Annotated in this window: 16 protein-coding genes; 6 read left to right on the top strand and 10 right to left on the bottom strand. The window is 63.9% G+C overall.

The window, feature by feature from the left end:
* From ABFC66_RS16775 to topA, 3 genes are all read right to left on the bottom strand, one after another.
* On the bottom strand, nucleotides 1–280 hold a 280-nt coding region (locus tag ABFC66_RS16775), incomplete at its 3' end, for a DUF983 domain-containing protein (RefSeq protein WP_346742125.1).
* Between the two features lie 91 nt (nucleotides 281–371).
* Nucleotides 372–2765: a ribonuclease R gene (gene rnr, locus ABFC66_RS16770; protein WP_346742124.1), complete on the bottom strand. Its 2394-nt coding sequence runs from the start codon at nucleotides 2763–2765 to the stop codon at nucleotides 372–374.
* Nucleotides 2766–2910: 145 nt separating this feature from the next.
* Nucleotides 2911–5601 (bottom strand): type I DNA topoisomerase, encoded by a 2691-nt coding sequence (topA, locus tag ABFC66_RS16765; protein ID WP_346742123.1) that lies wholly within the window; start codon nucleotides 5599–5601, stop codon nucleotides 2911–2913.
* Between the two features lie 360 nt (nucleotides 5602–5961).
* Here topA and ABFC66_RS16760 point away from each other — a divergent pair, with 360 nt between their 5' ends.
* Nucleotides 5962–6228 carry a hypothetical protein gene (locus tag ABFC66_RS16760; RefSeq protein WP_346742122.1) on the top strand — a complete coding sequence of 89 codons (267 nt, stop codon included), beginning with the start codon at nucleotides 5962–5964 and terminating at the stop codon, nucleotides 6226–6228.
* A gap of 3 nt (nucleotides 6229–6231) precedes the next feature.
* Here the strand turns inward: ABFC66_RS16760 and dprA are convergent, their stop codons facing one another.
* The 4 genes from dprA to ABFC66_RS16740 are packed head-to-tail and all read right to left on the bottom strand — an operon-like array spanning nucleotide 6232 to nucleotide 10257.
* Nucleotides 6232–7353, bottom strand: a complete 1122-nt coding sequence (dprA, locus tag ABFC66_RS16755) for a DNA-processing protein DprA (protein WP_346742121.1) — start codon at nucleotides 7351–7353, stop codon at nucleotides 6232–6234.
* Nucleotides 7354–7364: 11 nt separating this feature from the next.
* Nucleotides 7365–7991 carry a glycerol-3-phosphate 1-O-acyltransferase PlsY gene (gene plsY / locus ABFC66_RS16750; protein WP_346742120.1) on the bottom strand — a complete coding sequence of 209 codons (627 nt, stop codon included), beginning with the start codon at nucleotides 7989–7991 and terminating at the stop codon, nucleotides 7365–7367.
* 2 nt (nucleotides 7992–7993) lie between these two features.
* Entirely contained in the window at nucleotides 7994–9292 is a 1299-nt protein-coding gene (locus tag ABFC66_RS16745) for a dihydroorotase (RefSeq protein WP_346742119.1), read from the bottom strand.
* A complete protein-coding gene (locus ABFC66_RS16740; RefSeq protein ID WP_346742118.1) occupies nucleotides 9289–10257 on the bottom strand; it encodes an aspartate carbamoyltransferase catalytic subunit in 969 nt (322 codons plus the stop codon). The genes ABFC66_RS16745 and ABFC66_RS16740 overlap by 4 nt, the downstream gene beginning before the upstream one ends.
* 125 nt (nucleotides 10258–10382) lie before the next feature.
* On the opposite strand from ABFC66_RS16740, the gene ABFC66_RS16735 reads away from it, so the two are divergent.
* The 3 genes from ABFC66_RS16735 (at nucleotide 10383) to ABFC66_RS16725 (ending at nucleotide 14007) form a co-directional block, all read left to right on the top strand.
* On the top strand, nucleotides 10383–12059 hold the full coding sequence (locus ABFC66_RS16735; RefSeq protein WP_346742127.1) for an isovaleryl-CoA dehydrogenase: 1677 nt from the start codon (nucleotides 10383–10385) through the stop codon (nucleotides 12057–12059).
* A gap of 478 nt (nucleotides 12060–12537) precedes the next feature.
* Nucleotides 12538–13179, top strand: coding sequence for a DUF1326 domain-containing protein (locus ABFC66_RS16730; RefSeq protein ID WP_346742117.1), 642 nt, complete (start codon nucleotides 12538–12540; stop codon nucleotides 13177–13179).
* A gap of 18 nt (nucleotides 13180–13197) precedes the next feature.
* Complete coding sequence (locus ABFC66_RS16725) at nucleotides 13198–14007, top strand: DUF2182 domain-containing protein (protein ID WP_346742116.1); 810 nt, start codon at nucleotides 13198–13200, stop codon at nucleotides 14005–14007.
* A 10-nt stretch (nucleotides 14008–14017) separates the two neighbouring features.
* On the opposite strand, the gene ABFC66_RS16720 is transcribed toward ABFC66_RS16725, so the two are convergent.
* The 3 genes from ABFC66_RS16720 to ruvX all read right to left on the bottom strand — a co-directional run bounded on the left by ABFC66_RS16720 (nucleotide 14018) and on the right by ruvX (nucleotide 16857).
* On the bottom strand, nucleotides 14018–14932 hold the full coding sequence (locus ABFC66_RS16720) for an AEC family transporter (RefSeq protein ID WP_346742115.1): 915 nt from the start codon (nucleotides 14930–14932) through the stop codon (nucleotides 14018–14020).
* Nucleotides 14933–15034: 102 nt separating this feature from the next.
* Entirely contained in the window at nucleotides 15035–16318 is a 1284-nt protein-coding gene (locus tag ABFC66_RS16715) for an MFS transporter (protein WP_346742114.1), read from the bottom strand.
* Nucleotides 16319–16449: 131 nt separating this feature from the next.
* Nucleotides 16450–16857: a Holliday junction resolvase RuvX gene (gene ruvX, locus ABFC66_RS16710; RefSeq protein WP_346742126.1), complete on the bottom strand. Its 408-nt coding sequence runs from the start codon at nucleotides 16855–16857 to the stop codon at nucleotides 16450–16452.
* Between the two features lie 299 nt (nucleotides 16858–17156).
* Between ruvX and gatC the strand changes: the two genes are divergently transcribed.
* Together gatC and gatA are read left to right on the top strand one after the other, a co-directional pair.
* Nucleotides 17157–17444 carry an Asp-tRNA(Asn)/Glu-tRNA(Gln) amidotransferase subunit GatC gene (gatC, locus tag ABFC66_RS16705; RefSeq protein WP_346742113.1) on the top strand — a complete coding sequence of 96 codons (288 nt, stop codon included), beginning with the start codon at nucleotides 17157–17159 and terminating at the stop codon, nucleotides 17442–17444.
* A 3-nt stretch (nucleotides 17445–17447) separates the two neighbouring features.
* The coding region (gene gatA / locus ABFC66_RS16700; protein ID WP_346742112.1) for an Asp-tRNA(Asn)/Glu-tRNA(Gln) amidotransferase subunit GatA at nucleotides 17448–18903 on the top strand (1456 nt) is incomplete at its 3' end.

Genomic DNA, 18903 nt, shown 5'->3' with positions numbered 1-18903 from the left:
CATATTCGACCTCAACCGCGAGAATGATCGGGACGATGATGTGGCCGACGATCAGCATGGTGAAGTAGGGCGGCGCGTCATCGGCACGATGGTGATGGAGCGCCTCGCCGCAATGCGGGCACTCGTCGGCCACCTTGAGGAACGCACGGAAGATATGACCCTTGCCGCAATTCGGACAGCGCTCAAGGAAGCCGCGCCAGAGGGAGCGGCCGAAGGCGCGCGGCGCAAGCCGGGTGGGCTCGTAAATTGTGGGCTGGTCGATATCCAAAATGACGCTCATCCTGACCCTATGATACGGCAAAAGTGCTACCGCAGATTTGTCGCATTCTAGAAAAGATTGAATGCGTCAGGTTGACGCGTATTGATCTCCGTCAATGTTTGGCGGGCTGTTTCTTGCTCGATCGCGCCGTTTTTGCTTTGCCGCGCGGCTTCATGCCACGGGGTTTGCCACCGGCTTTCGACTTTACGCCGGGTCGGCCTGGGGTTCGCTTAAAACCATGACGCCCGGCGGGTTTTCCTTCCGAGCCGCCCTCGACGATGTCGAAGCGCAGACCGCCGGTGACGGGAACGGCTTCGGCAAGCCGAACCCGGACCTGTTCACCCAGGCGATAGGTGAGGCCCGAGCGTTCGCCGATCAGCGCGTGCCCCGATTCGTCGTGATGGAAGAATTCCGTACCGAGATTGCCGATGGGAATGAGGCCGTCGGCGCCGGTTTCTTCCAGCTTCACGAAGAGACCGAAGCGCGTGACGCCGGAGATACGGCCAGGAAATTCCGCGCCGATGCGGTCGGCGAGGAAGGCGGCGATGAAGCGGTCCGTCGAGTCGCGCTCGGCGAGCATGGAGCGCCGCTCCGTGCCTGAGATGTGTTCGGCGATTTCAGCCAGCGCGCCCATTTCCTCCGTGCTCTGCCCGTCATTGCCGAAGCGCAGCGCCGAGACGAGCGCGCGATGGACGATGAGGTCGGCGTAGCGGCGGATGGGCGAGGTGAAGTGGGCATAGCGCCGGAGGTTCAGGCCGAAATGGCCGATATTGTCGGGCGAATAGACCGCCTGCGACTGCGAGCGAAGCACGACGGTCGAAACCATCTGGTCGAATTCGGTGCCGTCCACTTCGGCAAGGATGCGGTTGAAGTTCGCCGGTTTGACGAGCTGTCCCTTGGGAAAGCTCAGATTGAGCGTCTGCAGGAACTCGGAAAGCGCCACGAGCTTCTCGCGGGAAGGCACGTCGTGAATGCGATAGACGAGCTTCGTCTGCTTCTGCTCGGCGGTTTCGGCAGCGCAGACATTGGCGAGGATCATGAACTCCTCGATGAGCTTCATCGACTCGTATTTGGCAGCGATGTTGATCGCGGCGACGCGGCCGCGCTCGTCGAGCTTCGCCTTGTATTCCGGCAGATCGAGATCGAGCGGTCCGCGCTTCTCGCGCGCGAGCGAGATCGTCTTGTAGGCGTCCCATAGTGGGCGCAGAACGGTTTCGAGGATCGGTCCCGTCTTGTCGTCGGGCGCGCCGTCGATGGCTTGCTGCATCTGGCGATAGGTGAGGCGGGCGGCCGAGCGCATGATGCCGCGCACAAACTCGTGGCTGCGCTTGTTGCCTTCGCTGTCGAAGACCATGCGCACGGCGAGACAGGCGCGTTCTTCCTTTTCACGCAGCGAGCAGAGATCGTTCGAGATGCGCTCGGGCAGCATCGGCACGACGCGGTCGGGGAAATAGGTCGAGTTGCCGCGCTTCCGCGCCTCGCGGTCCATGGGCGAGCCGGGGCGCACATAGGCGGCGACGTCGGCGATGGCGACGATGGCGACATAGCCGCCCTCGTTCTTCGGATCGGGGTCGAGCGCTGCCCAGACGGCGTCGTCGTGGTCGCGCGCATCTTCCGGGTCGATCGTAACGAGCGGAATATCGCGAAGATCGGTACGGCCATCGGGCCCCGCGGGCGCCGCCGCTTCCGCTTCCTTGATGACGCTGTCGGGGAAGCGGTCGGGAATGCCATGCGTATGAATGGCGATGAGGCTGATCGACTTCGGATCGTCGCTGCGGCCGAAGACCTCGCGTACGCGGGCGCGGAGAAGTCCGTAGCGCTTGCCGGGCACCGTTTCGGCGAGAACGAGATCGCCGTCCCTCGCATTGCCGGTATCATCGCGCGCGATCTCGTATTCGTTGCGCTCGCGCTTGTCGACGGGGACGAGCCTTCCGCCTTCCGCACCTGAGCGGAAGAGACCGAGCACGCGCTCCGCGCCCTTGTCGAGGCGGCGCACGACGCGCGCTTCGTAGTCGTAGATTTCGTTGGCCTCGGTCATGCGCGTCAGGCGCGCCAGAACACGGTCGCCGACGCCCGCCGGCGGCTCGGCCTCGCGATCCTTGACGTGGTGCTTCTTTGACTGGGGCGTGACGACAATCGAGGGCGGAGCGTCCGTGCCCTTCCAGTCGACGGGGCGCGCGACGAGTTCGCCGTCGGGATCGGTGTGCGTGATCTCGATGGCGGCGACGGGGGGCAGCTCGCCAGCGCGATGAAGCTTGCGCTTCTCGCTCTTCACGAGGACGCCTTCTTCGGCCATCGCCTTCAGCATCTGCTTCAGCGGAATGCGATCCGCGCCCTTGACGTTGAAGGCGCGGGCGATCTCGCGCTTGCCGATATTGCCGGTCGCGGTGGAGACGAATTCAAGGATCTGCTCGCGCGAGGGTAGGCCGTTCGAGCGCTCGCGCTTCTTCGGTCCGTCTTTCTTCGGCGCGGATTTTTTCAGGGGCTTCTTTGTTCTGTCAGTCATATGGAACTCGCCCGCAATGATATGTCGTCCCGGATTTGATTGCCGGGATCGATATTCCTCGCCGCCGCGCTGCGGCTCGGCCTCCACAAAATACGGAGGCAGCCTTCAGCGCGGGCCGGCAGGAGGAGGATAGGCCGATTCAGGTTCAGTCCGCCAATTTGGCGGCGCGCGGCTTTGCTTTCGCCTTGGCGGCGGGCTTTTTCGCCGTGGTCTTCTTCGCGGCAGTTTTCTTCGGAGCGGCTTTTTTGGCAGCGGGTTTCTTCGCCGCCGCCTTCTTCGCGGGCTTATCTTCCGCTTCAGCCTTGGCCTTTTTCGCCGGGGCCTTCTTGGCGCCCTTGCCGGATTTCTCCGCGAGCAGGGCGACGATCTCTTCCACCGTCATGGCCTGCACGTCGGCATCCTTTGGAAGCGTCGCATTGGTGCGGCCGTGCTTCACGTAAGGCCCGTATTTGCCTTCCATGATGAGGATCGGCTTGCCGTCCACCGGATGGGCACCCACGTCGCGCAGCGCCTTGCCCGCGCGTTCTGCCGCCTTCGCGGCTTTTTCGGCGAGGAGGTCGACGGCGCGGTTGATGCCGATGGTGAAGACTTCTTCCGGCTCCTTCAGATTGGCATAGACGCCATCATGAAGGATGAAGGGACCGAAGCGGCCAAGGCCTGCCGTAATCGGCAGTCCGGTCTCGGGATGAATGCCGACTTCGCGCGGAAGGGAGAGAAGCTCCACCGCTCGCTCGAACGTGATGTTCGCAGCCGAGGTGCCGCGCGGAATGCCCGCACGCTTCGGCTTCTCGCCTTCTTCTTCCGCTTCGCCGAGCTGGATATAGGGACCGAAGCGGCCCGACTTCACGAGCACGGGCTTGCCGCTCTCGGGATCGATGCCGAGATTGCGGTCGCCCGTCGCGCCTTCCTCGCCGTCGGCGCCGACGGTGAGCTGGCGGGTAAAGCGGCATTCGGGATAGTTCGAGCAGCCGACGAACGCGCCGAACTTGCCGACCTTGAGCGAAAGGCGTCCATCGGCGCAGGACGGGCATTTGCGCGGGTCCGTGCCGTCGCCCTTGTCGGGGAAGACATGCGGCCCGAGCACATCGTTCAGGCGGTCGAGGACTTCGGTAATGCGAAGTTCCATCGCGTCGCCGACGGCGGCGGTGAAGTCCTTCCAGAAGTCGCGCAGCACTTCCTTCCAGTCCATCTCGCCAGCGGACACCTTGTCGAGCTTCTCCTCGAGATCCGCCGTGAAGTCGTATTCGACGTAGCGGTTGAAGAAGTTCTCCAGGAATGCGGTGACGAGGCGGCCCTTGTCGTCCGGCACGAAGCGGCCCTTGTCCATATGGACATAAGTGCGGTCGCGCAGCGTCTGCAGCGTCGAGGCGTAGGTCGATGGACGGCCGATGCCGAGTTCTTCCATGCGCTTCACGAGCGATGCTTCGGTGAAACGGGGTGGCGGCTCGGTGAAATGCTGATCGGCGCGCACGTCCTTGAGACCGAGCTTGTCGCCGCGCGACACCTTGGGCAGACGGCCGCCTTCTTCGCCGTCCTCGGCCTCGTCGCGGCTTTCCTGATAGAGACGCAGGAAGCCGTCGAAGGTGATGACGGAGCCGGTGGCGCGAAGGCCGATCTGCTGCTCGTCGGCCTCGATTTCGATCGTCGTGCGTTCGAGCTGCACGCTCTCCATCTGGCTCGCGATGGTGCGGTTCCAGATAAGTTCGTAAAGGCGGCGCTGGTCTTCGTCGAGCGCGCGGACAACATGTTTCGGCAGGCGCGAAAGATCGGTCGGACGAATGGCTTCGTGTGCTTCCTGCGCGTTCTTCGCCTTGGTCTTGTAGACGCGCGCCGTGGACGGAAGATAAGCCTCGCCGAACTCATTGTTGATGACTGTGCGCGCCTGGGCGATCGCTTCGTCGGCGATCTGCACGCCGTCGGTTCGCATATAGGTGATGAGACCGGCGGTCTCGCCGTCGATCTCGACGCCTTCATAAAGGCGCTGTGCGATCTGCATGGTGCGGCTGGCGGAGAAGCCGAGCTTGCGCGAGGCTTCCTGCTGCAGCGTCGAGGTGGTGAAAGGCGGGTAGGGATTACGTTTGGCGGGCTTGCTCTCGACCGACTTCACGGAGAAACGTGACGCCTTGATGCGCTTCACGATGTCGTCGGCGGTTTCCTGGTTCGGAATGTCGAACTTTTCGAGCTTCTTGCCGTCGAGGTTGACGATACGCGCGGTGAAGGGCGAGCCCGAGCCGGTCTGGAAATCTGTTTCGATGGTCCAGTATTCCTGCGCGCGGAACGCCTCGATCTCAAGCTCGCGGTCGCAGATCAGACGAAGGGCAACGGACTGCACGCGGCCCGCCGAACGCGCGCCCGGCAGCTTGCGCCAGAGCACGGGCGACAGCGTGAAGCCGACAAGATAGTCGAGCGCGCGGCGCGCGAGATAGGCGTCGATCAGCTCCTTATCGAGCCCGCGTGGATGTTTCATCGCCTCGAGGACGGAATTCTTGGTGATGGCGTTGAAGACCACGCGCTCGACATGGACGCCCTGAAGCGCCTTCTTCTTATTGAGGACTTCGAGGACATGCCACGAGATGGCTTCGCCTTCGCGATCAGGGTCGGTTGCGAGAATGAGCTTGTCCGCGCCTTTCACGGCGGCGGCAATGTCATTGAGGCGTTTCTGGCTCTTCGGGTCGACGTCCCAGGCCATGGCGAAGTCGTCGTCGGGCTGGACCGAGCCGTCCTTCGAGGGCAGGTCGCGGACATGCCCGTATGACGCGAGGACCTTGAAGCCCTTGCCCAGATATTTGTTGATGGTTTTCGCCTTTGCCGGCGACTCAACAATAACAACGTCCATCGGGCGCACTCGTCTCCAGTTCCGCGACCGCGCAGGGGATGGGGGCCGTCCCCCATTGCCGTGGACGGGCCAGATCGCCTGGTCACCGATGAAATGAGAAGGCGTGAATTGACGCCGCCGCCGGCTCCATCGGCCGCAGGCAGAACATGGTGAAAAGGTGAGGTACTGTCAAATCCCGCAGAAAACTGCCAGAAAATGAGACATTCAAGCGATGGGGCGGCGCCGTCGTGTGGAAATCGATCCAGATATGGACCTATAAGAAATATCTATTTCTCTATTCGATTGCCAATTAGTATAATCCAAAAGGATAGGTCCATTGGGCTTATTTGGACCGGATGGTCGGATAGGGGAGTGCAGGCGATGCGGAATGCGGTCAGCGGCATCGGGGCGGAGAGAGGCCTTCCTCCGGTGGCTGGTGTGGGGGCTGCCGCGGAAACGGGAGCCGGCGAAGTCGAGGAGGCGGATGTCGCCGCTTATCTCTTCGAGATTCTGATTGGAGCGAGGCGGCTGGCAACCTCCCGCAGGCAACGGTTTCTCGCCTATCTGATCGGCATGGCGATCGAGGAGGCGCGGCTTCTCACCATGGGGCGCTCGGCGGCCGATGGGTCGCGAAAGCTGCGGTCCTGATTTTCAGAATCCGTCTTCCGGCAGAAAGCTGACGCGGTCTCCCGGATCGCGATGCAGGCGGCCCGCGAGGTCAAGCTCCAGCAGGATCATGCGGATCACAGGCAGGGATGCGCCGGTCTGGCGCAGGATTTCGTCGACAGGTACGGGCGTCGGGCCGAGAGCCGAGAGGACGAGCTTGCGAGTAGCGCCATCGGGCTCCGGCGTGGGGCCGCTGGCCGCGCCGTATCGACTGGAGTCGGGCTCCGAGAAGGGAAGCATCGGCGCCTGAGCAAGCGCGGCGACGATGTCGTCAGCTGATTCCACCAGCGCCGCGCCATCCTTGATGAGGCTGTTCGAGCCACGCGCACGCGGATCGAGCGGAGAGCCGGGCACGGCGAATACGTCGCGGCCTTGCTCCAGCGCGAAGCGCGCCGTGATGAGTGAGCCGGACCGCATCGCCGCTTCGACCACGACGACGCCGAGCGAGAGGCCCGAGATGAGCCTGTTGCGACGCGGGAAATGACGCGCCTGAGGTCGTGTGCCCGGCGGCATCTCGCTGACCAATGCGCCGCATTCCGCGATCTCGAGTTGCAGCGCGCGATTTTCTTCCGGATAGACCACATCGAGGCCGCCCGCGACGACGCCGATCGTGCCGGTGCTGAGCGATGCCTTGTGCGCGGCGGCGTCGATGCCACGGGCGAGACCGGAGACCGTGGTGTAACCGCGCTGGCCGAGGTCATGCGCGATGGTGGCGGCGAGCTTCGCGCCAGCGGCGGACGCATTGCGCGAGCCGACGAGCGCGATGGCCGGGCGTTCGGCAAGATGGAGCGAGCCGAGGACGGAGATGACCGGCGGGGCAGGATCCACGGCGGCGAGGCGGCGGGGAAAATCCGGCTCGCCGAAAACGATCAGGCGAGCGCCGAGCTTTTCCGTCGCGGCGATTTCGCGTTCGGCTTCGGCGCGGCTCGGAATACGCAGCGCAGTCTTTCTGCCTCCGCGTGCGGCCAGTGAAGGCAATGCATCGAGCGCCTCGACGGCATTCGGAAAATGCTGGAGCAGGTCGCGGAATGTAACAGGGCCGACGGTGTCGCTACGGGCAAGGCGCAACCTCGCCAGGCGTTCCGCCGCGGAGAGCGGAGCGCTCATGCAGGCTAGCCTCAGGAATTCTTGGAACCGATGCGGGACTCGGTGCCCGAAAGCAACCGACCGATATTGCCGCGATGGGCAACGAAGATCAGGATAACCAGAAAAATGCTCAGGGGAAGGATGGAGTTTTGCCCGAGGAGAAAAAGATAGACGGGCGTGAGCGCTGTCGCGACGAGGGTGGCGAGCGACGAATAGCGGGAAATGACGGCGATCAGCAGCCATGTCGCGCCGAAGAGAAGGACAACAGGCCAGTAAAGCGCGAGGTTGATGCCGATGAAGGTCGAGAAGCCCTTGCCACCCTTGAACTTCAGCCAGATGGGGAAGAGATGGCCGACGACGGCGCCTGCACCCGCGAATAGCGACAATGCCGGCGCGATGGCTTCCGGCGCGAAGTGGCGCACCAGCAGAACCGCGACGGCGCCCTTGGCCATGTCGCAGAGGAAGGTGCCGCCCGCGACCAGTTTATTGCCGGTGCGCAGCGCATTGGTCGCGCCGATATTGCCCGAGCCGATGTCCCGGATATCGCCGAGGCCAGCCATCCTTGTAAAGATCAATCCGAAAGGGATCGAGCCCAGCAGGTAGCCGATGGCAAGCGCCGCGAGAACCCATGGCGCGCTGGTATTCAATACGTCGAGCATGATTAGTGTCCCCCGTCCCCGTGAACATGGACCGTGCGTCCGCCGACCATGGTGCGCAGCGCGCGGCCCTGAACGCGGCGATCCTCGAAAGGCGTGTTCTTGGATGTCGAGCGCAGCTTGGCGGCTTCGACGACCCAGGGCATTCCCATGTCGATGAGGACGAGATCGGCGGGAAGACCGGCGGCGAGGCGCCCGGTCTGAAGGCCGAGAAGATCGGCGGGCGCGAAGGTCAGCGCGCCGAGAAGGCGGGTGAGCGGCACATCGCCACTATGGACGAGGGCGAGGCTCGCAGGCAGAAGCGTTTCGAGGCCGATGGCGCCGAAGGCGGCTTCCGCGAAGGGATGGCGCTTCGCGTCCGCGTCCTGCGGGTTGTGGCCCGAAACGATGACGTCGATCGTGCCGTCGGCAAGACCGGCGACGAGCGCCTTTCGGTCCTCCTCCGAACGGAGCGGCGGCGAGACCTTGAAGAAAGTGCGGTAGCCGCGAATGTCGTTCTCGTTGAGCGCGAGATGGGCGGCGGAGACACCGCAGGTAACCTTGAGGCCGTTGCTACGCGCGCGGCGGATGATCTCGACCGAGGCGGCGCAGGAAATCTGCGCGACGTGATAGCGCCCGCCGGTCGTTTCGAGCAGGCGCAGATCGCGCTCGATCATGATGGTCTCGGCAATGGCAGGGATGCCGGAAAGGCCGAGGCGGCTTGCAAGCTCGCTGTCGTTCATCACGCCGGTGGCGAGTTCCGGCACTTCGGCATGCTGCACGATGAGTGCGCCGAAATGTCCGGCATAGGACATGGCACGGCGCATAACCTGCGCGTTCGCCACGGCATGGTCGCCATCGGTGAAGGCGACGGCGCCAGCTTCCTTGAGGAGGCCGATCTCGGTCATCTCCGCGCCGGCCAGGCCCTTGGTGAGGGCTGCCATCGGATGGATATGCACGATGCCGGTGTCGCGGGCGCGGCGCTCGATAAAATCGACCAGCGCCACATCGTCGATTACCGGATGCGTGTTCGGCATGACGATGAGCGTGGTAACGCCACCTGCGGCGGCGGCAAGGCTTGCCGTGCGAAGCGTCTCGCGATGTTCGGCGCCGGGCTCGCCGGTGAAGACGCGGCAGTCTATGAGGCCGGGAGAGAGAATATGCCCGCGGCAGTCGACGATTTCCGCGTCGTCGGGAATGCCGTCACTGAAGAGATTGGGGCCGAGGTCCGCGATCTTGCCATCGGCGACGAGCAGGTTTCCCCGTTCGTCGAGGCCGGAGGCTGGATCGACCAGCCGCGCATTGATGAAGGCTGTGCGGCTCATAGGCGCAACTCGTTCGGCAGGTTGCGGGCAAGCGCGTCGAGAACCGCCATGCGGACCGCGACGCCCATCTCGACCTGCTCGCGGATGACGCTGCGGTTGATGTCGTCGGCGACGGCGCTGTCGATCTCGACGCCGCGATTCATCGGACCGGGATGCATGATGAGCGCGTCGGGCTTCGCATGGCCGAGCTTTTCGTAGTCGAGGCCGAAATAATGGAAATACTCGCGCTGCGACGGCACGTAGGAGCCCGACATGCGTTCGAGCTGGAGGCGCAGCATCATTACGATGTCGCAGCCTTCGAGGCCTTTTCGCATGTCGTGGAACACCTCGACCCCGAAACGGTCGATGCCCCTGGGCAGGAGCGTCGGCGGCGCGATGACACGGACGCGGGCACCCATGGCACCGAGAAGCAGGATGTTCGACCGCGCGACGCGGCTATGCAGAATGTCGCCACAGATCGCGACGGTGAGGCCCTCGATGCGGCCCTTGCGGCGGCGGATGGTGAGCGCGTCGAGAAGCGCCTGCGTCGGATGCTCATGGGCGCCGTCGCCCGCATTTACGACCGAGCAGGAGACTTTCTGCGAAAGAAGTTCAACCGCGCCGGAAGAGGCATGGCGGATGATGATGAGGTCCGGGTGCATCGCGTTGAGCGTGACCGCGGTGTCGATCAGCGTTTCGCCCTTTTTGACCGAGGACGAGCTGACCGACATGTTCATCACATCGGCACCGAGACGCTTACCCGCCAGCTCGAAGGAGCTTTGCGTGCGCGTCGAGGCTTCGAAGAAGAGATTGATTTGTGTGCGACCGCGAAGGACCGAGCCCTTCTTGTCGACCTGACGGTTCTGCTCGACGTAAGTGTCGGCGAGGTCGAGAAGGGCCGTAATGTCGGCAGCAGAAAGCCCTTCGATCCCCAGCAGGTGCCGGTGTGGAAAGATCGGGGGGAGCTGTTTTTCCGCGCTGGTCATTAAAGCCGCATTGTATAGGGCCGATTCCGGAATGCGGCAAGTATCCAGGGGGTGCGGCAACGGAGTTATCCCCGTTTTCGGCGGCCATGCTAGGCTTTGGGCCGATCGGAAATGGAGGAATGCGTATGACCGGCCCCCGCGCTTTTGCCACGCATGAGGTCTTCAATCAGCCCCCCGCGCTGGAGGACTACAACCTCTTTACCTCGGATCGCGTGCTCGGCGAAACGGTCGAGCGGGAGGGCGCGGGAGACGCCCGGACCTCGCTCGAGAGTTTCGGCGCGAAGCTCGGAACGGCTGAGGTCATCGACCTCGGACGGCAGGCGAACACCTATCTGCCGGTTCTGAAGAGCTTCGACCGTTTCGGCCATCGCACCGACCGGGTGGAGTTCCACCCCTCCTATCATCAGCTCATGGCGCTTTCGGTCGAACAGGGGCTTCAGGGCTCGCCCTGGGACCATCTGCTGACGGGCGGGAAGCCGAGGCCCGGCGCGGTCGTGGCGCGGCTCGCGGGCACCTACATGATGACGCAGATCGAGGCGGGGCATGGCTGTCCGATCACCATGACCAATGCGGCGGTGCCGGCGCTGCTCTTCCAGCACGACCTCGCCAAGGAATGGGTGCCCCGCATTCTGTCGCGGAAATATGACCCGCGCTTCATTCCGGCGAAGGAGAAGACAGGCGTCACCTTCGGCATGGGAATGACGGAGAAGCAGGGGGGTACGGATGTACGCGCGAACACGACCGTGGCCGAGCCAGTGGGCAAGGGCGGGCCAGGCGCGGAATATCGCATCACGGGCCACAAATGGTTTTTCTCCGCGCCGATGTGCGACGCGTTTCTCGTGCTCGCGCAGGCGCCGGGCGGACTCTCGTGCTTCCTCATGCCGCGCTTCACGCCGGATGGCGAGGTCAATCCGATCCGTATACAGAGGTTGAAGGAAAAGGTCGGCAACCGCTCCAACGCTTCGTCGGAAGTGGAGTTTCAGGCGGCGAGCGCATGGCTTATCGGCGAGGAGGGGCGGGGCGTTCGCAACATCATCGAGATGGCGACCTATACGCGGCTCGATTGCGCGGTGGCGACGGCGGGCATGATGCGGGCGGCTGTGGCGCAGGCCGTTCATCACTGTTCCTATCGCACGGTGTTCCAGAAGAAGCTGATCGACCAGCCCTTGATGGCGAATGTGCTGGCCGATCTGGCGCTCGAAACGGAAGCGGCGACGGCACTTTCCTTCCGCGTCGCGCGTTCGTTCGATCGTTCGGACGAGGACGAGAGGGAAGCCGCCTTCCGCCGCATCATGACGCCAGTGGCCAAATACTGGGTCTGCAAGCGCGCGCCGAACCTCGCCTATGAGGCGATGGAGTGCCTCGGCGGCAACGGCTATGTCGAGGAAGGGATCATGGGCCGCATCTATCGCGAGATGCCGGTCAACGCGATCTGGGAAGGTTCGGGCAACGTCATGTGCCTTGACGTGCTCAGGGCGCTGTCGCGCGAACCCAACGCGCTCGATATCGTTATCACGGAACTCGAGACGGCGCGGGGGCGGCATCGCGCCTATGACGCGGCGCTCGATGCGCTGAAGGATGGCTTTGCCGATCTTGCGGGCCTCGAAGGTCGCTCGCGTCAGATTGTCGAGATGATGGCGAAACTGGCGGCGGGTTCGATCCTGCTGAAGTCGTCGCCGGAATTTGTTTCGGACGCCTATTGCACGACACGGTTGGGGCGCGACTGGGGCGATATTTACGGAACGCTGCCGGTGGGCGTCGATCAGCGGGCGATATTGGAGCGGGCGCGGGTGGAACGGTGAGCGTTGCCGGACGCCCCCCCCTCAAGCGATCCGTCACCCCGGCCTTGAGCCGGGGTCCATCTTTGCGGCGCGGCGGAAGGAAGATGGATGCCGGATCAAGTCCGGCATGACAACCTCAGTATCGAAGTGCCCGTCGGATCGGAGCGGTGATCGGAACGAGACATTGGGGTTCGCAGCGTGACGCTCGATAGCCACTCGGGCGGCGTGTCGGGCAGCGTTGTCGGACGCCTCCCCAGAAACGATCCGTCACCCTGGCCTTGAGCCGGGGTTCATCTTTGCGGCGTGGTGGAAGGAAGATGGATGCCGGATCAAGTCCGGCATGACGAACTCAGTATCGAAGTGCAGCCTGTGTGCGCCCGCTGAAAAGCTTCGCCGCCTCCAGCTCAAGTCGGCGTGGCGCCGGGGGCGCAACGGTTTAAAATTGCGCCTTGCGTGCGTAGCAGCTGCCTATGTGTCGGATCACTTATGGAGCGCGCAGATGCCAAACATAGACTGGAGTGTCAAAGGCGTCGAAATCTCGGCCTGCAATTGCGACTGGGGTTGTCCTTGCCAGTTCAATGCCTTGCCCACGCATGGCAATTGCCGGGCGTCCACAGCGGTTGAGATCGAGCGCGGACATTTTGGCGGGACGAAGCTCGACGGACTCAGGTTCGGCGGGCTTTTCGCCTGGCCCAAGGCCATTCACGAAGGCAATGGCGAAGCTCAACCCTTCATAGACGCGCGGGCGAGCGAGGTGCAGCGGGCGGCGCTTCTGACGATCATGAGCGGCGCAGAGACGGAGCCCGGTGCGACGATCTTCAATGTCTTCGCGGCGACGCTTGCGAAAATGCACGATCCGATCTTCCTGCCGATCGAGTTCAGGGTCGACCGCGCGAAAATGAGCGGCTCGTTCAGCGTGCCCGATATCGTCGCGGTCAAGAACGGGCCGATCAGGAATCCGGTTACCGGCGAACCGCATCGCGCGCGCGTGACGCTGCCGCAAGGCTTTGAATATACCGAAGCCGACTTCGTCAGCAGCGCAACGAAGACCGCATCGGGCGCCGCCATCGCGCTCGACTGGGCAGCGGGCCACGGCCATCTGGCGGATGTTCACTGGACCGGCAACGGACCCGTTCGCTGACCTTTCCGCGGCCTGACAATGACGGATAGTGAGAGGGCATCCTTTCGGCTGGCGGCCACAGAGGCGGCGCTGGTCGAGCGTCTGCTGCGGCAGGACCGTCTGGTCGTCGCGACGAGCATTGGCGCCGTCGTTGCTCTCTGCATGGCCTATCTCGTCTACGGCCCGTCCATGCCCGCGATGGACGGCATGCCGGACATGGCGATGCCCATGGGTTTCGACCGGGCTTCGTTTCTATGGCTCGCGCCCATGTGGATCGCGATGATGGTCGGCATGATGCTGCCGAGCGCGTCGCCGATGTTGCTGCTCTTCGCGCGGCTGCAACGCGTCAGCTATCCGGCGAAAAATCCGGCGAACGAGATCCTGCTTTTTGCGGCAGGATATGTGCTCGTCTGGGTGGGGTTCAGCCTTGCTGCCGCCTTCCTGCAAGCGTTCTTTTCCGGGCAAGCCTGGCTCAACGACGATATGCGGCTGCAATCTCGCGGCGCTCAGGCGGCGCTGTTGGTTGTCGCGGCGCTGTTCGAGATCTCGCCGCTGAAGGCGGCCTGTCTCGACGGGTGCAGGTCGCCTGCGCAATTTCTCGCCGACCATCGCCATCCGCATCGGCTCGGAACGCTGCGGACCGGCGCGGAGCACGGCCTGTTCTGCATCGGCTGCTGCGCCGCGCTGATGGCGCTTCTTTTCGTTGGTGGTGTGATGAACCCGTTGATGATCGGCGGGCTCGCTATCGTCGTGCTGGCGCAGAAGATCGCGCCTGCCTCGTGGCAGACCGAGCGGGCCATGGCGCTTGCATTGGTGGCGATGGCGGCGGTTGTCTATTTCTGGCGCTGACAGGCCGGAGTTAGCCGAACACCCACAGCATCAGCGGCATCGTTGCGACGGCCAGCACCGTGCCGCCGGTGATGAGGCTCGACATCAGTTCCATATGGCCGCCGAGCTGGCGGGCGAGGACGTAGGACGACGTTGCTCCGGGGACGGCGGCGCAGATGAGGATGACGAGGCGCGGAAGGCCGGTGACGCCGAAGAGGAAGCAGAAGCCCATCATCATGACGGGCATGAGGACAAGCTTCAGCGCGCTTGTATAGAGGACGATCCATTTCGCTTCGAAGACATGGCCGACGCGGAGCCCGGCGCCGACGGCGATGAGGCCGAGGGTGAGGGAGGCTTCGCCGATGATCTTCGCGGTGACGGCGAGGGGGCCGGGCAGGCCGATGCCCGTCGCGTTGAGGAAGATGCCGGCGGCGCAGGCGAGGATGAGCGGATTTTTCGCGAGCAGCTTGCCGAGTTCGACCGGGGTTGCGCGGCGGTTGAGGGCGTAGCGCGTCAGCACCGTGACCGAGAGGATGTTCGCCAGCGGCACCAGAACGGCAACGGAGACGGCGGCCATGGTGACGCCCTGCTTGCCATAGAGCGAAGCGATGGAGGCCAGCGCGACGAAGCTGTTCCAGCGGGCGGCGGCCTGGAACATGCTCGAAAATTCGGGGCCGGAGACCGGCAGGAAGTGCTTGGAGAGCATCAGCACGCCGACCATCGCAAACATGCCGCAGGCGAGCGCGAAAGCCATGGGCCAGATGTCGAAGCTGCGCAGGTCGGCGGTCGCCAGCGTGCCCAGCAACAGCGCCGGGAACAGCACATAATAGTTAAGCTGGTCGAGAGGCAGCCATATCTCCTCGCCGGGAAAGCCCTTGCGCCGGATCGTGAAGCCGAGCGCGATGACGAGGAAGATGGGGACGAGCGAATTCAGGATGGCGAGCATGACGGGAGCGTTTCCTCACTCCGCCTTGTTCTTCCGGGCGTGTAGCGGAGCCTCACACTTCTAGCCGATTTTACACTTCGCTCAAGGTATTTGCGGCCAACTTCAGGGGAACGGCGTCGGCGCGGTTTCGACGTCCAGTTCGACCTCGGGAGAAATCTCGTCGAGGGACCGGCGCGCGGTTTCCGGCAGGAAGAAGATGACCGGGATGATGGCGAGCGGCGCAAGCCCGAGAAGGATGATGACCGAGAGGGCATGCGATCCGACCACGGCGTAGAGGGCGCTTTCGGCGGCGAGGCCTGCAATGCCGGAGACGGTGTTGATGACGCCGCGCGCGGCCGATGAGGTGGAGCGATAGGAGGTCGGGAACAGTTCGCTGCCCATTGCCGAGAGCGTGACCTCGGATGCGAAATAGAAGAAGAGGCAGCCGATCCAGCTGGCGACGAGAAGCGTGGGATTGCCGGTGAGATAGAAGGCGAGGAAGAGGCCGACGACCAGCGGAATGCAGATGCCGAGAACGAGGCGGCGGCCTGCGAAATCGCCGACGCGGCCGGCGGCGAAGAAGCCGAGGATCGAGAGCGCGCCGCCGAAGAATTGCAGATAGCCGACCTGGGCGGGCGAGAAGCCATGGGTTTCCTGCAGGAACTTCGAGATGAAAGCGAAGGCGGCGGCGATGCCGAAGGAATAGGGCGCGGTGGTGCCGACCAGCGCGACGAAACGGCCGGGATAGGCGCGGGCGAGGGAAACGATGGGCTTCAGGTGGTCGCGGAGGCTCTGTGTCGGGCCGCGCGATGCCTTGAGTTCGGCAAAGCGCGCCGTCTCCTTGAGGCTCCGACGCGCCAGCATGATGACGATGAGACCGAGCCCGCCAATGAGGTAGAAGTCGCGCCAGCCATGTGGCAGCGCACCGATCTGGCCGTAGAGCAGCGATGAAAGCCCGTAGCCGAGTGTGCCGAGGGCGGCGAGCCGGGCGAGCGCCCAGCCGCGCAGATGCGGCGCGACCTCTTCCGCGATGATCACATAACAGATCATTTCCTCGGCATAGGAGAAGCAGCGGGCGAAGGTCTGCAGCACGAGATATTGCGGCGCGCTCTGGGCGAAGGCGCTCAGCACCGTCGAGAGCGTCATGCCGATGACGGTGAGGAGGAGCAGTTTCCGGCGGCCGATGACGTCGGCCATGAAGGCGAGCGGGAAGGCGAGCAACACGCCGAAGCGGATGATGCCGGTATAGAGGCCGAGGCTCTCCTCGGGAATTTGAAGCGACGCCTGAATCTGCGGGAGCGCGAGGGCGAAGATGCCGAGGTCGTAATTGTTGATGAAGAGGGAACTGCCGACGAGGAGGAGCAGCATGCGCTGCTCGCGCGGAAGCTTCTTGTCGGCGTCGGTCAATCTGTCCCCCCCATCCACTTGTGTTGTCATCCCGGCTTTATGCCGGGATCCAGGGCCACGTACGCTGAGCGAGCCGCCCCTGGACCCCGGGACAAGCCCGGGGTGACAGTTCAGGCTGACCGAATGTGCGTCTACAAATTCCGCATCCGCTCCAGCGCCCCCTGCAGGATGTAGGCAGCCGCCATCTTGTCGACAACCTCCGCGCGGCGCGCCCGGCTCGTATCGGCTTCGAGCAATGTTCGCGTGACGGCGGCGGTGGAAAGCCGCTCATCCCAGAAGGCAAGCGGCAGGGGCGAGAGCTTTGCAAAATTGCGGATGAAGGCGCGGGCGGACTGGGCGGAGGGGCCCTCCGAACCGTCCATGTTGAGGGGAAGGCCGATGACGAGACCGCCGATGCCATGCTGGGCGATGAGTTCGAGCATGCGGTTGGCGTCCGCCGTGAACTTCACGCGCCTGATCGTTTCGAGCGGCGTCGCCACCGTGAACGACAGGTCGGAGAGGGCGAGGCCGATGGTTTTGGAACCCAGATCGACGCCCATCAGCCTTTCGCCGCGCTTCAGGGCCGATTTGAGTTCGCCAAGGGTCTTCAGGTTGTCGCTCAAGGGTTGCCCATCCGAAAAAATCGCTTATTTCTCAGCAACATAGGGGGCGAAGCGAAACTGCGCAATGATATCCCCATAAACCTCCCCATATCTCCATATATAGAGTGGCGGCGGCGTTGCCCCTGACGCACCGGCTTTGTTATGTTGCCCCATCGAATCCTCTCCAATACGGGGTCGGCAGCCAAGGGTGCCCGGAACGGGCCGCCCATCTCCGAACCATAACCAAAGGCAGGCTTATGTCGGTCGATCAGAACACGGTCCGGCACATTGCCCGGCTTGCGCGGATCGCAGTCCGGGACGATGAGCTTTCGGCTCTCGCAGGCGAACTCAACTCCATCCTCGACTGGGTGGAGCAACTGGGCGAGGTCGACACCAAAGGTGTCGAGCCGATGACGAGCGCCGTCGCCGTGACCATGAAGATGCGCGACGACGTGGTGACCTCGGGCAACCTCCAGAAGGAAGTCACGGAGAACGCGCCGGGTTCCGAAGACGGCTTCTATGTCGTGCCGAGGGTGGTGGAGTAAATCATGACCGATCTGACCAAGCTGACGCTGGCCGGCGCGCGCGACGCGCTGAAGAAGAAAGAGTTCACCTCGCTTGAACTCACCGACGCCTATCTCGGCGCCATCGAGGCGGCGACGCCGCTCAACACCTATGTGACCGTGACGGCCGATCAGGCGCGCGAAATGGCGAAGGCCTCCGACCTCAAGCTCGGCAAGGGCCAGGGCGGCGCGCTCGAAGGCCTGCCGCTCGGCATCAAGGACCTCTTCGCGACGAAGGGCGTGCTAACGACGGCCTGCAGCCACATCCTCGACGGCTTCAAGCCGCCCTACGAGTCGCAGGTGACGCAGAACCTCTGGCACGACGGCGCGGTGATGCTGGGCAAGCTCAACAATGACGAGTTCGCCATGGGCTCGTCCAACGAGACGAGCTTCTACGGCCCGGTGGTGAACCCGTGGCGACGCAACGGCGACGAGACGAAGATCGTTCCGGGCGGCTCGTCGGGCGGTTCGTCGGCAGCGGTGGCGGCGAAGCTCTGCCTTGCGGCGACTGCGACCGACACGGGCGGTTCGATCCGTCAGCCCGCCGCCTTCACCGGCACGGTCGGCATCAAGCCGACCTATGGCCGCTGCTCGCGCTGGGGCATCGTCGCCTTCGCCTCGTCGCTCGATCAGGCGGGCCCGATCGCCCGCGACGTACGCGACGCGGCGATCATGCTGCGCTCGATGGCGGGCTATGACGACAAGGACTCGACCAGCGTTGACCGTCCGGTGCCCGATTACGAAGCATCGCTCGGCCAGAGCCTGAAGGGGCTTCGCGTCGGCATTCCGAAGGAATACCGCGTCGACGGCATGCCGGCCGAGATCGACGCGCTCTGGACGCGCGGCATCGAGTGGCTGAAGGCGGCGGGTGCGGAGATCGTCGATGTGAGCTTGCCTCACACAAAATATGCGCTGCCGACCTATTACATCGTGGCGCCGGCCGAGTGCTCGTCGAACCTCGCGCGCTATGACGGCGTCCGCTATGGCCTGCGCGTTCCGGGCAAGGACATCACCGACATGTACGAGAAGACCCGCGCGGCGGGCTTCGGGGCGGAAGTGCGCCGCCGTGTGCTGATCGGCACCTATGTTCTCTCGGCGGGCTATTACGACGCCTACTACCTGAAGGCGCAGCAGGTGCGCACGCTGATCGCGCGCGACTTCACGGAAGCCTATGCGAAGTGCGACGTGCTGCTGACGCCGACGGCGCCCTCGGCGGCCTTCGGCATCGGCGAGAAGACGTCCGATCCGCTGTCCATGTATCTGAACGACGTGTTCACGGTGACCGTGAACCTGGCGGGGCTTCCCGGCATCTCTGTGCCGGCGGGGCTTTCGAGCGACGGTCTGCCGCTCGGGCTTCAGCTCATCGGCAAGACGTTCGACGAAGAAACTTTGTTCCGCGTGGCTTACGCGCTTGAGGAAGCGGCCCAGTTCAAGGCCGAAC

This window comes from Parvibaculum sp. (assembly GCF_039680535.1).
In the GTDB taxonomy this organism is placed as follows: Bacteria; Pseudomonadota; Alphaproteobacteria; order Parvibaculales; family Parvibaculaceae; genus Parvibaculum.
This window is presented reverse-complemented; position numbering and strand designations above follow the sequence as displayed.

What these genes read in the sequence shown, in the direction of transcription:
- ABFC66_RS16725 (WP_346742116.1), top strand. Translation starts at nt 13,198, where the DNA reads ATGACGGATAGTGAGAGGGCATCCTTTCGGCTGGCGGCCACAGAGGCG.
- topA (WP_346742123.1), bottom strand. Translation starts at nt 5,601, where the DNA reads ATGGACGTTGTTATTGTTGAGTCGCCGGCAAAGGCGAAAACCATCAAC.
- ruvX (WP_346742126.1), bottom strand. Translation starts at nt 16,857, where the DNA reads ATGGGCGTCGATCTGGGTTCCAAAACCATCGGCCTCGCCCTCTCCGAC.
- ABFC66_RS16720 (WP_346742115.1), bottom strand. Translation starts at nt 14,932, where the DNA reads ATGCTCGCCATCCTGAATTCGCTCGTCCCCATCTTCCTCGTCATCGCG.
- ABFC66_RS16745 (WP_346742119.1), bottom strand. Translation starts at nt 9,292, where the DNA reads ATGAGCCGCACAGCCTTCATCAATGCGCGGCTGGTCGATCCAGCCTCC.
- dprA (WP_346742121.1), bottom strand. Translation starts at nt 7,353, where the DNA reads ATGAGCGCTCCGCTCTCCGCGGCGGAACGCCTGGCGAGGTTGCGCCTT.
- rnr (WP_346742124.1), bottom strand. Translation starts at nt 2,765, where the DNA reads ATGACTGACAGAACAAAGAAGCCCCTGAAAAAATCCGCGCCGAAGAAA.
- plsY (WP_346742120.1), bottom strand. Translation starts at nt 7,991, where the DNA reads ATGCTCGACGTATTGAATACCAGCGCGCCATGGGTTCTCGCGGCGCTT.
- ABFC66_RS16760 (WP_346742122.1), top strand. Translation starts at nt 5,962, where the DNA reads ATGCGGAATGCGGTCAGCGGCATCGGGGCGGAGAGAGGCCTTCCTCCG.
- ABFC66_RS16735 (WP_346742127.1), top strand. Translation starts at nt 10,383, where the DNA reads ATGACCGGCCCCCGCGCTTTTGCCACGCATGAGGTCTTCAATCAGCCC.
- ABFC66_RS16730 (WP_346742117.1), top strand. Translation starts at nt 12,538, where the DNA reads ATGCCAAACATAGACTGGAGTGTCAAAGGCGTCGAAATCTCGGCCTGC.
- gatC (WP_346742113.1), top strand. Translation starts at nt 17,157, where the DNA reads ATGTCGGTCGATCAGAACACGGTCCGGCACATTGCCCGGCTTGCGCGG.
- ABFC66_RS16740 (WP_346742118.1), bottom strand. Translation starts at nt 10,257, where the DNA reads ATGACCAGCGCGGAAAAACAGCTCCCCCCGATCTTTCCACACCGGCAC.